The 12,727-nt window shown below is 47.6% G+C and carries 12 protein-coding genes and 1 other annotated feature (1 of these 13 running past the window's edge); of the genes, 5 read left to right on the top strand and 7 right to left on the bottom strand.

Annotated features, from left to right (window positions below):
* Nucleotides 1-85: 85 nt before the first annotated feature.
* The 3 genes from MKZ12_RS11815 (at nt 86) to MKZ12_RS11805 (ending at nt 2,237) form a co-directional block, all read left to right on the top strand.
* Nucleotides 86-1,084: a YpdA family putative bacillithiol disulfide reductase gene (locus MKZ12_RS11815; RefSeq protein ID WP_339241703.1), complete on the top strand. Its 999-nt coding sequence runs from the start codon at nt 86-88 to the stop codon at nt 1,082-1,084.
* 5 nt (nt 1,085-1,089) lie between these two features.
* Nucleotides 1,090-1,533 (top strand): DUF441 domain-containing protein, encoded by a 444-nt coding sequence (locus MKZ12_RS11810; RefSeq protein ID WP_339241702.1) that lies wholly within the window; start codon nt 1,090-1,092, stop codon nt 1,531-1,533.
* Nucleotides 1,534-1,724: 191 nt separating this feature from the next.
* On the top strand, nt 1,725-2,237 hold the full coding sequence (locus MKZ12_RS11805) for an ADP-heptose synthase (protein ID WP_339260504.1): 513 nt from the start codon (nt 1,725-1,727) through the stop codon (nt 2,235-2,237).
* Between the two features lie 93 nt (nt 2,238-2,330).
* On the opposite strand, the gene MKZ12_RS11800 is transcribed toward MKZ12_RS11805, so the two are convergent.
* Together MKZ12_RS11800 and MKZ12_RS11795 are read right to left on the bottom strand one after the other, a co-directional pair.
* Complete coding sequence (locus MKZ12_RS11800) at nt 2,331-2,780, bottom strand: NUDIX domain-containing protein (protein WP_339241699.1); 450 nt, start codon at nt 2,778-2,780, stop codon at nt 2,331-2,333.
* Nucleotides 2,781-2,849: 69 nt separating this feature from the next.
* A complete protein-coding gene (locus MKZ12_RS11795; protein ID WP_339260502.1) occupies nt 2,850-3,155 on the bottom strand; it encodes a HesB/YadR/YfhF family protein in 306 nt (101 codons plus the stop codon).
* Nucleotides 3,156-3,639: 484 nt separating this feature from the next.
* Here MKZ12_RS11795 and MKZ12_RS11790 point away from each other — a divergent pair, with 484 nt between their 5' ends.
* Together MKZ12_RS11790 and MKZ12_RS11785 are read left to right on the top strand one after the other, a co-directional pair.
* On the top strand, nt 3,640-5,385 hold the full coding sequence (locus tag MKZ12_RS11790) for an ABC transporter transmembrane domain-containing protein (RefSeq protein ID WP_091031779.1): 1,746 nt from the start codon (nt 3,640-3,642) through the stop codon (nt 5,383-5,385).
* Nucleotides 5,386-5,397: 12 nt separating this feature from the next.
* A complete protein-coding gene (locus MKZ12_RS11785; RefSeq protein ID WP_339260500.1) occupies nt 5,398-7,488 on the top strand; it encodes an ABC transporter ATP-binding protein in 2,091 nt (696 codons plus the stop codon).
* A 142-nt stretch (nt 7,489-7,630) separates the two neighbouring features.
* On the opposite strand, the gene MKZ12_RS11780 is transcribed toward MKZ12_RS11785, so the two are convergent.
* From MKZ12_RS11780 to argS, 5 genes are all read right to left on the bottom strand, one after another.
* Nucleotides 7,631-8,257: a YdcF family protein gene (locus MKZ12_RS11780; protein ID WP_339260498.1), complete on the bottom strand. Its 627-nt coding sequence runs from the start codon at nt 8,255-8,257 to the stop codon at nt 7,631-7,633.
* Nucleotides 8,254-8,799 carry a hypothetical protein gene (locus MKZ12_RS11775; RefSeq protein WP_053061520.1) on the bottom strand — a complete coding sequence of 182 codons (546 nt, stop codon included), beginning with the start codon at nt 8,797-8,799 and terminating at the stop codon, nt 8,254-8,256. The genes MKZ12_RS11780 and MKZ12_RS11775 overlap by 4 nt, the downstream gene beginning before the upstream one ends.
* A gap of 99 nt (nt 8,800-8,898) precedes the next feature.
* Nucleotides 8,899-9,609, bottom strand: a complete 711-nt coding sequence (locus tag MKZ12_RS11770) for a hypothetical protein (RefSeq protein WP_339260496.1) — start codon at nt 9,607-9,609, stop codon at nt 8,899-8,901.
* Nucleotides 9,606-10,661 (bottom strand): ATP-binding cassette domain-containing protein, encoded by a 1,056-nt coding sequence (locus tag MKZ12_RS11765; RefSeq protein ID WP_339260494.1) that lies wholly within the window; start codon nt 10,659-10,661, stop codon nt 9,606-9,608. The genes MKZ12_RS11770 and MKZ12_RS11765 overlap by 4 nt, the downstream gene beginning before the upstream one ends.
* A gap of 5 nt (nt 10,662-10,666) precedes the next feature.
* Nucleotides 10,667-12,397: an arginine--tRNA ligase gene (gene argS, locus MKZ12_RS11760; RefSeq protein ID WP_339260492.1), complete on the bottom strand. Its 1,731-nt coding sequence runs from the start codon at nt 12,395-12,397 to the stop codon at nt 10,667-10,669.
* A 64-nt stretch (nt 12,398-12,461) separates the two neighbouring features.
* Nucleotides 12,462-12,727 (bottom strand) — a binding site (T-box leader) (it continues 27 nt past the right edge of the window).

The following is a 12,727-nucleotide window of genomic DNA, read 5'->3' as shown; positions in this document are numbered from 1 at the left end:
GTCTGGGTTTAACTCTCTCTTGAACTGGCATTAGCTCGCTTTTTACGGTAGGATTATATTGCTTGAAATAAGGAGGATTAAGAACATGGAAGATGTCATTATTATCGGCGGAGGCCCATGCGGCCTATCTGCTGCCATTGAATGTGAACGGCTGGGACTGTCCGCTGTGATCGTTGAGAAATACAATATCGTTCAATCTATTTATCTGTATCCAACCCATATGCAGTTTTTCAGCACAGCACCGCTGCTTGAGATCGGAAACGTTCCGTTCAGCACACCTAATGATAAGCCGTTTCGTTATGAAGCACTTGCCTATTATCGCAGGGTAGCCGAACATTTTGGTCTGCGTGTTCATAACTATGAAGAAGCCCGTGAAATCAAACGCAAGGATGATGGTACGTTTGAGGTACATACGCTCAATCGCCGCGGGGAAGCCATCGTTCATGTTGGACGCAATGTCGTTGTAGCTACCGGTTATTTTGACCATCCTAACTATCTGGGCATCCCTGGAGAAGATAAAGATAAGGTAACCCACTACTTCCGGGAAGCCCACCCTTATACCCGTACACGTGTCGCCATTATTGGCGGAAGCAACTCAGCCGTGGACGCGGCCATGGAACTGGTTCGGGTCGGAGCACATATTGATATGGTGTATCGCGGCAGTGGTTTGTCCCAGCATATTAAACCATGGGTACGCCCGCTATTCGAGAGCATGGTGACAAAAGGTCATATCACACTGCACCTGGAATCACGCGTGAATGAAATACTCGATGATTCAATTCGTCTGATACACACGGATGGTTCCACTCGGGAACTGGATAATGACTTCGTACTGGCAATGACCGGTTTCCGTCCAGATCGTCAACTACTCACGTCGGTAGGTGTGGAGATGTCTGATGATATGGATAAACCTCTATATGATGAACAAACGATGGAAAGCAGCGTACCTGGTGTATATGTGGGCGGAGTCATCGCTTCGGGGCGTAATGCCAATGAAGTCTTTATTGAATCCGGGCGCTGGCATGGACGGTACATTGCGGAACATATCGTTAGCAAACAACGTGGACAGACTGAAGGGAAATGAAAACCATGGATATGACTTCCCTGTTGCTACTTGTTTTTGCGGCTCTCGGGATTATCAGCAGCAACACACCTGTGACCGTAGCGATGGTATTTCTGTTGTTGCTACGAGTCCTGAACCTGAATCAGGCATTTCCATGGCTTGAAAAATACGGACTTACACTGGGCATCATCATTCTGACCATTGGCGTGATGGCACCTCTTGCCAGTGGCAAGATGAGTCTGCAGACGATCGGTGAGTCTTTCCTGCACTGGAAATCACTGCTCGCCATTGGCGTAGGATTACTGGTGGCATATCTCGGAGGACGTGGCGCTACGCTGATGAGTACACAGCCAACTGTCGTTGCAGGGCTGTTAATCGGAACGGTACTTGGGGTTGCCCTATTCAAGGGTGTACCTGTGGGTCCATTGATTGCTGCAGGAATACTGTCACTGCTACTGGGCAAATCCTGATTCGGTTGTGATCGTTGTGACCTGACATGCTCTGCAGATTGGCTGTATTTCCCACCGTTGTGTGATATACTTCTATTCATGCAAATTATGTACACGAGTCTACAGCAGAATAACCCATATTATGGTCATGCTGTTGCATAAGATATAGATTCACTTTGCAACTATTAATGGCCCAGGAGGAATAAGGAACCATGTCACGTCAGTTTATTACAGAAGCCGTGATGGTGGCTATTTACGGTCAATTGCTAGCGCCGCCCGCGCCTGTTGAATATATTTTTCCTTATACCACCATCCTTGAGCTATATGAATTCCAGACCAGTCCTGATCCCATGATGGATAACCCGGCAGATGATCAGCATGTAAAATCTAAAATCAATGAAATGATTTCTTATTTCGAGGAACCACTGAATAAGAAAAAAATAGAGCGTGCGTTACTTGTTCCATGGGCCAAAAGCCCCTCCATTTTATTTGGTGACCAAGTATCCATTGCCATTATCAATGCAATAGATACGGCACAGTACGGGGAGTATTTCGATCCCATTGAGACAGAATTGCTGCTGACATCTCAGCGCCTGAGTATCCCGATTCTCACCGATCAGGTTGAATTGATCGCACGCATCATTGAGTCTGAATCACCTGTACAGGTATTCGATATCGATGATTTTGATTTTGCGATGGATGATGAATCACTGGATCAGGTGTAATTCATGATTAGAGCACGTGAATCCGATTTTCAAAAAAATGACCTTGTCACCCATTTTACGTGGATGCCAAGGTCATTTTTGCGTCAACTTATTTTATTCTACATTATCCCGAGCTAACAGAATTCGGCTAATTTCATTCAGAGGTGGTAACGACTCCTGTGCGTAAAACTTAAGACCCGCATCACTATTGACACGTGACTCCACAAGATCATCCTGAATGATCACTGTCCGGAACAGGGCAATGACATAATACTCTTCATCTCCGCTCGAATGCAGAGACCGAAGATCAGGCCCTGAATACAGACCTTCCAGTGTCATGGTATCAACGGTCCAACCTGTCTCTTCCCATAACTCCCGATGCGCAGCATCTTCTATGGCTTCCCCAGGGCGCATCTCACCAGCTGGCAACCGCCATTGACCGTGTTCCGCATGCTGAATCAGCAGTAATTCACCTTGTTCGTTCTCAGCCCGCACCGCCGCTTTTACAACAATATGAGAGCGTTTTGCGATATACTGGGCCAAATCTCGTGCTGGCAGATTCACTGCTTATCCCCTCCTCCTATTCGGAAGCCGGTGGCGACCTGTGATTCATTTATTGCCTAGCAGAATACTTCAAGAATTAGATATTTCAGTGTAACGATATTCGATATCCTGACCTTCATCAACGATATCCACATGCAGTTGATGCCCTTTCAGATACCAATAATCGTGATCTTCCATAAAGAATTGAATTCCCGATACTTCGGTTTGATCGGCAGGATGTCTTGGTTTTTCCACAGCAATACCTAGCGAAAATCCAGGGTGAAGACCTCCGCCTGAGCTATAACGGGCAAAAAATCGAATGCTGTCTCCCTCGCTCAAATTCAGTTCTTCCTTGTACCAGCGAGCAGCTTGATCGGATACATGTATGGTACTCATTTGGTGTCAGCTCCTTCTGTATATATATGTTCCATCATATCTCTACAGGGACTTGAATACAAACCCGAGTGCTCCTATAAAGACAAAATAAATTGTGAAAAATGTTTGACAGATTGTAAAAGCCGGTGTTAAGATGCAAACATACGAGGTCTACATTGTATTTATTTCCAAAAAAGAAAGGGTGATTACGGTGTTTAACAAACATATGATTGTTCAATTCAACACACAATTAAATACCGGAGCACACCCGAAATCATTATTCCGTTCATAAGTCGGCATTACAGGCGGTCTTTCATTAGAACCTCTGTGATGTTTACTCACAATCGAACTTATATATGGTGGCGGCTCTGTTCTCTGAGCCATGCTGCCGTATGATGATATGAAGACATACCGCCTGCGTGCGGTATGTCTTTTTTTGTGGGTACATTTCGGCATACATGAACGGAATCTGCATTTTTCGGACATCGAAAGGAAGGGATAACACTTGTTCTCTGTACTTAAAAACCTGGCCTGGTTCTTCCGGCTGGAACGCAAACGATACCTAACCGGTGTCATCTTGCTTATTCTGGTGGGCATTGCCGAACTGCTGCCTCCTCGTCTTCTTGGCAATGCCATCGACGAGATTGTGCGCGGTTCCATTACCGGCACCTCACTTACGCGTTATATCTTGCTTATTCTAGGAACGGTCATCATTATCTATCTGGTTACATACGTTTGGATGCACAAACTGTTTGGTGGTGCCAATCTGGTGGAACGGCTTCTTCGTTCGCGCTTTATGGACCACTTGCTGCGGATGACTCCTCCCTTTTTTGAGAAAAACAGAACTGGCGATCTGATGGCTCGGGCCACCAATGATCTTCGTTCCATTGCCACTACAGCAGGCTTCGGCATGCTGACTTTAACAGACTCTACAGCCTTTCTGGCCACCGTACTGTTCGCTATGGGTTTTCTGGTTAGTTGGAAACTGACCCTGGCGGCAATCCTGCCATTACCTTTTATCGCCATTGCCATGATGATCTATGGTAAAGCTGTACATCAACGTTACACCCTCGCACAGGATGCATTCGGAGATATGAATGACCAGGTGCTGGAATCCATTGCCGGTATCCGTGTCGTGCGTGCCTATGTGCAGGAACGTCTGGACGAAAAACGGTTCGCCGATGTGACCGAAGATGTGTATCGCAAAAACCTCGCTGTTGCCAGAATGGATGCCCTATTCGAACCCACCATCCGGCTCTTCGTTGGACTCAGTTATGTGATTGCACTGGCCTACGGCATATATCTTGTATTCCATAATGAAATTACTCTGGGTGATCTCGTATCATTCAATATGTACCTGGGGATGATGATCTGGCCTATGTTCGCCATCGGCGAATTGATTAACCTGATGCAGCGCGGTAGCGCTTCACTTGATCGGGTCAACGAGACATTATCGGTAGAACCTGCTGTACAGGATGTGGAGCAACCTGCTCACGTGACGAATCCGGAAGAAATTGCGATGCAAGATGTTACATTCCGTTATCCTAGCTCCACTGTCGACAATCTCAGTCATATCAGCTTTTCGCTGCGAAGGGGTCAAACCTTGGGTGTTGTGGGTCGTACGGGTAGCGGTAAGTCTACTTTGCTCAAACAACTGCTTCATGAATACCCTGCTGGTTCGGGTACATTAAGCATCTCGGGTCATCCGATTCAGGATATCGCCAAAGATGACTTGCATAGCTGGATCGGCTATGTACCACAGGAACAAGTGCTGTTCTCCAAGTCCGTTCGTCAGAACATTCAATTTGGTAAACCTGGGGCCAGTGATGAAGTCATCATGGAAGCCATCCGTACCGCCGCTTTTGACGGGGATCTGGGAACCTTATCGGATGGACTGGATACACTCGTTGGTGAAAAAGGAATCTCTCTGTCCGGTGGACAGAAACAGCGGGTATCGCTGGCACGTGCCTTTATTGCTAATCCTGATATTCTGATCCTCGATGATGCTTTATCTGCTGTCGATGCACGTACTGAAGCTAAAATCATTGAAAATATACGCAACAAACGCTCGGGCAAAACCACGCTGATCTCGACTCATCGCCTGTCTGCTATTGAACATGCTGACCGAATCATCGTACTGGAGCACGGGAAAATTACGGAAGAAGGCACTCACCAGGAACTGTTAGCCATGAACGGCTGGTACCGTGAACAGTATGAACGGCAACAGGTCGAGTCCAATCTGTCCACGTAGGAGGTCAATACATTGAAGTCTAATACAGGCAAAAGGCTGCTTGATTACGCCTTGAAAGCCAAAGGAACATTTATCGCTGCATTAATTATGCTTACCATTGGTGTTGCGGCCGAGCTTGCCGGGCCGTTCATCGCCAAATCCATGATCGACAATCACTTGCTCGCGATTGAGCAGCCTTTCTATGAGACCACAGCTTCAGATGAAGCCGCAGTCTACAACGGTAAGAACTACAAACGCGAAGGCTTGTTCGAACCGGATGAAAACAAAGGTTCCGAAGTGCGGGTATTACAGGCCGGCAAAAGTTTTTATTTTGTAAACGAACCGGTCAATGCCCCTGACGGAGACCGCACATATGCGGATGGAATCCTCACGGTTACACGCGCAGGTGAAGTAACAGGCCAATATGCGGCAGCCCCCCTGTCCGCTGGTGAACTGTTTGCTTTTTACAAACCGGAGATGCCCAGCATCTATCAATTAATTGTGTACTACATGATCTTCCTCGTGATCTCGGTCATTATGGAGTTTGGTAAAACATTCTGGCTGCAGTCCTCAGCCAACAAGGTCATTCAAAGACTGCGTAACGATGTGTATGCCCACATTCAGCGACTGCCAGTGCACTTTTTTGATAACCTGCCCGCAGGTAAAGTTGTATCTCGGGTCACAAACGATACAGAAGCCGTCAAGGATCTGTTCGTTGCCGTTCTTTCGAACTTTTTCTCAGGAATCATCACGATTACAGGTGTGTATGTCGCACTCTTCCTGCTCGATGTTCGTCTGGGCCTGATCTCATTATTCGTCGTGCCGATGCTCATTACATGGATTGTGCTCTATCGCAAGTTCGCCACTCGCTACAACACGATCATTCGGTCAAGGCTGAGTGAGATCAATGCGATCATTAACGAGTCCATTCAGGGGATGTCCATTATCCGCGTATTCCGCCATCAGAAACAAACCAAGCAGGAATTCGAAGATCTGAATGATGACTATATGAAACACCAGAACAAAATGCTCAACCTGAATGCCTTCACCTCACACAACCTGGTTAACGTATTACGGAATATCGCCTTTGCAGTGGTCCTGTGGTACTTCGGTTCCAGTGTGCTGGACGGCACAAGTATTATTTCCCTGGGTGTTCTGTATGCCTTCGTCGATGTCCTGGGCCGTTTGTTCCAGCCGATCACCGGTATGGTGAATCAGCTCGCCAACCTGGACTCCTCCCTCGTATCTGCTGGTCGCGTCTTTGAGCTGATGGATGAAAAAGGAGAACCCGTAACTGATGGCTCCATGCCAAGATACAAGGGGAATGTTGTTTTCGACGATGTATCCTTTGCCTATAAAAAGGACTTCGTGCTTAACAATATCTCGTTCAAAGCATCACAAGGTCAGACGGTGGCTCTGGTTGGTCATACCGGTTCGGGTAAAAGCTCCATCATCAACCTGCTGTTCCGGTTCTATGATCCGCAAAAAGGCAAGATCACAATCGATGGTCAGAACGTTAAGGATCTGCCTAAACAGTGGATTCGTGAGCATATGGGGATTGTACTTCAGGACCCGTATCTGTTCACCGGCACCATTGCTTCCAACGTCAGTCTAGGCGATGAGAAGATCTCCCGTGAACGCATTGAACAGGCGCTGCGTGATGTAGGCGCTGAGCGTATACTGGCTCATTTGCCTCAAGGCTTTGACGAACCTGTCATCGAGAAAGGAAGCACATTGTCTGCTGGTCAGCGTCAGTTAATCTCCTTCGCTCGTGCGCTGGCATTTGATCCGGCCATCCTCATTCTGGATGAAGCGACTGCCAATATCGATACGGAAACGGAAGCACTTATTCAGAACGCACTTGAAGTCCTCAAAAAAGGACGTACCACCTTCATCATTGCTCACCGTCTCTCCACCATTCGTTCCGCAGATCAGATTCTGGTTCTGCATCGTGGGCGAATCGTTGAGCAGGGTGCACATGATGAACTGATGGAGCTTAAAGGCCGCTATTATAAGATGTACCAGCTTCAGCAAGGTGCGCAAGCAGCAGCGGTCGCGACACTCGAGAATCCATCGGCCGACACCGTTCGAACATCAGCCTCCTTTGCAGGAGGAAATGCATAATATAATAAAACAGGCAACACAAAAACCGATCTACACAGCTACCTTAGGGGATTGCGGTGTAGATCGGTTTTTTTAGTTTCATCAGGAGCCATGTTCCTCTACTGCTTGTTTCCCCCAGACAAAAAACAATCCGCGCGCAACCTCACGGCTGCTTCGGATTGTCTATCCATCCTTTGATCGTATATCCCATGTACATTACGGTCTCCCTTGCGAGAAAAGGAAACTTGCTGCGCCAGGTTCGATAAGCCGTTGTTCGTGTCGGAGAGGGTACGGCATCCATGCCTAGCCCGGCAGCCAGCTTCATGGCCCGTTTCATATGCAGCGGATCACTCACAATTGTATAGGTGTGATAACCGGCCTGTTCACCAATTGGAATTGAATTGACCAGATTCTCCTCGGTAATTCTGGATTTGGTCTCTATACGAATGTCCGCAGGATCTACTCCATGTGCGATGGCATACTTCTGACCCACTTCAGCTTCCGTATGTTCTCCATCATCAGCCGACCCGCCTGTGAAAAGCAGATTACGAACTGTACCCTGACGGTATAATTCAATCCCGTGTTCGATGCGTTCACGAAATACAGGTGAAGGATTATCTCCCTCCACTGCTGCACCCAGAATGATTGCTGCATCCGATACCCTCGATGAATCCTCATCCGTATAAGCAGATATTCGTACTGCCGTAACCACGGTCCATAGGATTCCAACGAATACTACAGTCAGAGCCATAATTAATATCCAGCGTTTCGTTATCCGTCTGCTTGTCATTCATCCTCTTCCAAAGCCCTTGCTTGCATACTCTCGGTATGCATACGCTCCAGCGTTTGCAGAGCTGCTGCAGATTCGGCATCCAGACCAAGCTCTGCAATCCAGGCACCCGTATATTGCTGAAGACGGATCTCCAACTCCTGTGCACGGTCTTTGAAATCCTCCAATTCCTTAATCATGCGAGATCGTCCTTCCGGACTGAATGTCTCATGAATGCGTTCCTTGAAATAATGATGTACGATACGGTTACGTTGCTGCCATAATTCATTCAATTGGCGAGTCTCTTCCTCAGAGAATGTAAAATGATGGCGTACTTCGTGAATGAGCTGCCCCAGTGAACTGCTCATCTTTCGTTCGTACAGATCTTCCAGGTCTTCTTCAGACACAGCCTTGCCCTGAGACATTTTCATTAATAAAATCAGATTGACCAGCTGCTGTTCAAGCGCCTGCCCGTAGTACACGGCCAATCCGTAATAGGCAAACAATTCCCTGGAGTGTTCGCTGTCCAGCATGTCACCATTCTGGATATCTGTATTTTGCATATGCGAGCGCCTCCTTCAACCGTACGATGTTATCCATTCTATGTCCCTCTATCCTAACCAAACCAAGAGCAACATTCAAGTTATCGGGAAGCGCGTCTTCTAACCCCGCAGATCTCTTCTTCCGGACAGCCACACATGGATAATCAGTAACCCCATTGCGTAGAGCACAGTCCAAAGCATAACCGAAACAAACGAGTCCATCTTCGATTCATCAAATAACATCATCTCACGAACCAGATAAAAGGCTGGCGGAAGAATGCGGCCAAGCCATTCTAACGATTCAGGCAAACGTTCACTTAAGGAACCTTGGATAAACGAAAGTAATAATACAATAATGAGAGCAGGCATACTTCGACTAAGCAAGGGAATGTACGATTTTTGAAAGAATACACTGATGCCTAATCCCAGCAGCGATAATCCCAGATGTCCTAACCAGGTCATCATCCACTCCTCACCTGTGGGTTGTCTTTCGAACATTCCAGCGAAAACGGGATATAGCACAGTAATTGCGGTAAGCATGAATTGCATAATCCAGGCAAAGATGAGTTGACTTGTTACAACCTTACGCCTGCTTCCTGCATGAAGGACCAGTAATTGAAACTGCTTCGCAGGTTCGGTATTCATCACCATGACTCCATGCCAAGCTGCTGCCAGAAATAACAACATAGCCGTGACACTGTAACTGTCCGCAATTGGGTTGGGTTTGTAAGAATAGATCAGCAACATGGCAATGATATAAAAGATAACCGGTGCAAAATATTTCTGTGAGCGAATGTGATGCCTTAACAAATATCGGGTCAGATAGATCATTCGGCTTCTCCCCCCGCACCATCCATGGAAGAGCTTAAGTCCACAGATTCTGTGACACCTCCACGACTCGCATGTACAGCTGGATGTTGTCCTCCAAGCAGACTTTCCATATGTAATTGACTTTCCTCCTGTTGTACAGACACTACCGAACCTCCGGAAGCCAGAATCATTCGGAGGACATCATCTGTGGATTGTTGAACCACTTTCCAATCCCACAACCAAGATTTTGCGTTCCCCAAGCTCGTATCACGATCTAAAGACAACACTCCCGGTTGATGTGAAATGGATGGATCATTAGCCAGATCCTCTCCAGCAGGAGCCAGACTTTGAATACATACAACCGGTTCGCCAGCTTGCAGTATATCCTCACGATTCCAGTAGCGGAGCACACTGCCTTTCTTCAACACAATCACCTGGTCTGCCAAACGTTCGATAAGCAAGGGTTCATGGCAAGCTGTAACAATGCATGTCCCTTCATCCTTCCATTCCCCCAATAGGGATACGACTGCCTCTTGCGCTGGAATATCCAAGCCTGATAACGGTTCATCCAGCAACAAAAGACCACCCGGTCCAGCTAACAGGGCCTGAATCAAATTTACTTTTTGCAATGTGCCCTTGGACAATAGGAGTAACTTCTGATCGATCGCGGTATCAAGATATAAAAGTTCGCTAAGTTCTCTTATCCGCCCACGTAGTTCTTCGGGGCGAATGCCCCGAATCCGTCCCATCTCCCACAAGTACTCCCTAGATGTAAAGGGTACACGTGGCAGGCCATCTACTGCATACTTTGCAGAACCCTTCAATGTGCGATGAATCGATCCTTTGTCAGGTAACAGAATACCCGCCATCATACGAAGCAATGTGCTTTTGCCTGAGCCGTTTCTGCCAACAAGCACAGCACATTCGCCCTGCTTCACTTCCAGATTAATTTGATTCAATACTTGAGCAGTACCTAATCGTTTGCTCACTTGTTGAAGCATTATACCTCGATCTGATGAGTCTGGTGCAGCTTGATCCGACTTCCTGAAAAGACCACGTGTACTCCATGTCATTGGGATCACATCCGTTCTGGAGCTTGCACACCTAGCAAATGTAAACTGTAAGCGAGGCGTTCGGCAGTCCGTTTGGCCAATGCCACCCGGAAGGATCTTACATCAGATGATGCATCCGCAATCCGTTCGGCGTGATAGAAGCGGTTGAACGCCTGAGCGACATCTATTGTGTATTTGGCAATGACCGAAGGCTCATTCCGATGAATTGCTTTTGCCAGATATTCGGGATATTCACCGAGCAGTTTCAGCAATGCCCAAGCGGTATCTCCGATACCGGATGAAGTGGTCACTTTTTCATTCTCACCATCCGCAAGGCTGGCGTTAGTCAGATGGTTTTCATTTTCTACACGTATCGCCTCTTCTGCCTTGGCAAGCACACTTTGAATCCGGGCATGGGTATATTGCACATAAGGTCCGGTCTCTCCTTCAAAACTCACCGCATCTTCCAGTGAGAAGTCCACATCGTTTAACCGATTATTGCGCAGATCACCGAAGATAATAGCACCTACACCAACAGCCTCAGCTACCTTCTGAGGGTTCTCCAGATTCGGGTTTTTCTCTTGAATAATCTGCAAAGCACGAGCGACTGCCTCATCCAACACTTCCTGCAAGAAGACGACTTTACCGCGACGTGTAGACATTTTCCGTCCCTCAAAACGCATTAATCCAAACGGGATATGTTCACATTTCGCAGACCATTCATGCCCCATCCGGGAAAGGACCGCAAATACCTGCCGGAAATGCAGCTTCTGCTCGCCTCCGACCACGTATAACAAGCGATCTGCCTTCATCACCTCATGACGATACACCGCCGTAGCCAAATCCCGTGTAGGATAGATGGTTGTTCCGTCTTTTTTGATAATCAGGCACGGGGGCATGTTCTCGTCCTCCAGACGTACCACGAGTGCTCCATCACTCTCTTCAAGTAAACCTTTCGCCTTGAGTTCTTCAACCACCGCGCCCATCTTATCATTGTAAAAGCTCTCCCCCAACGTATGGTCGAACTGTACATTCAGACGTTCATACATCCGGTTGAATTCCTTCATGCTGACTTCCACAAAGAACGCCCATAACCGCTGTGCTTCTTCATCCCCTTGCTCCAGCTTGCGGAACCACTCCCGTGCCTCCATCTCCAGGGAAGGATCGTTCTCTGCCTCATCGTGGAAGCGCACATACAGTTCCAGGGACGTACGGATCGGTTCTGCCTGCAATGCTTCATCATTGCCCCATCTTTTGTATGCTGCAATCTGCTTGCCAAACTGGGTTCCCCAGTCTCCCAGATGATTCACACTTACAGAGGTATAACCCGCTTCGTTATACAACCGATACAGTGCTGCACCAATGACAGTAGAACGCAAATGTCCGATACCAAAGGGTTTCGCGATGTTAGGAGAAGACATATCAATCACGACACGCGAACCCTGACCAAGCTGAAGCTTACCGAATGCGGCATCTCCCAGTTCTTTTAGCAGATTCGGCGCGAGCTCCTCCCGATTAAAGCGGATATTTACATACGGCCCGGCCGGAGTCGCTTCAATTCCAGATGCCTGTAATCCCGTTGCGAGCTCAGTTGCAATGACTGCCGGTGCTTTTTTTAATGACTTCGCTAATGCAAAACAAGGGAATGCTGCATCCCCCATCTCCGCTTGTGGTGGAACCTCCAGTAATCTCATAACTTCTTCTTCAGTCAATCCCGTTAAAGGCGCAATATCGGCCGCAGCCTGCTTCATCAACATGTCAAACACTCCTTATCCATTCATTAGTGGCTGAAAATTAACACAAAAAAGCTCCCGTCTCTACATAAGAGACGAGAGCTGACTTAACAGTTCCCGCGGTACCACTCTAAGTGAACAGGTTGCTCTTCATATGCATCAACATGCATACCCGCAGAACCTGTTCCGCTCGATGCGTATAACGGTCGCAAGCCGAGTTACCCTCAGACAGATCTGGCCTATCCCCAATGGGGATACGTACATCTTTTCGGATAACCATCTCACGGGTGCGGTTCACACAGGTCATGTCATACCGGCTTCCACCTATCCCGGCTCGCTGTCATGTATGGATCT

The sequence above is a fragment of the Paenibacillus sp. FSL R5-0713 genome, from assembly GCF_037973325.1.
Lineage (GTDB): Bacteria > Bacillota > Bacilli > Paenibacillales > Paenibacillaceae > Paenibacillus.
Note: the sequence above shows the minus strand (reverse complement) of the source record. Positions and strands in the feature narration are given on the sequence as shown.

Bases quoted from the DNA above. Each gene is read 5' to 3' on its own strand.
- MKZ12_RS11795 (WP_339260502.1), bottom strand. From the start codon at position 3,155: ATGAGTACCATACATGTATCCGATCAAGCTGCTCGCTGGTACAAGGAA.
- MKZ12_RS11810 (WP_339241702.1), top strand. From the start codon at position 1,090: ATGGATATGACTTCCCTGTTGCTACTTGTTTTTGCGGCTCTCGGGATT.
- MKZ12_RS11780 (WP_339260498.1), bottom strand. From the start codon at position 8,257: ATGACAAGCAGACGGATAACGAAACGCTGGATATTAATTATGGCTCTG.
- MKZ12_RS11815 (WP_339241703.1), top strand. From the start codon at position 86: ATGGAAGATGTCATTATTATCGGCGGAGGCCCATGCGGCCTATCTGCT.
- MKZ12_RS11805 (WP_339260504.1), top strand. From the start codon at position 1,725: ATGTCACGTCAGTTTATTACAGAAGCCGTGATGGTGGCTATTTACGGT.
- MKZ12_RS11775 (WP_053061520.1), bottom strand. From the start codon at position 8,799: ATGCAAAATACAGATATCCAGAATGGTGACATGCTGGACAGCGAACAC.
- MKZ12_RS11770 (WP_339260496.1), bottom strand. From the start codon at position 9,609: ATGATCTATCTGACCCGATATTTGTTAAGGCATCACATTCGCTCACAG.
- argS (WP_339260492.1), bottom strand. From the start codon at position 12,397: ATGTTGATGAAGCAGGCTGCGGCCGATATTGCGCCTTTAACGGGATTG.
- MKZ12_RS11765 (WP_339260494.1), bottom strand. From the start codon at position 10,661: ATGACATGGAGTACACGTGGTCTTTTCAGGAAGTCGGATCAAGCTGCA.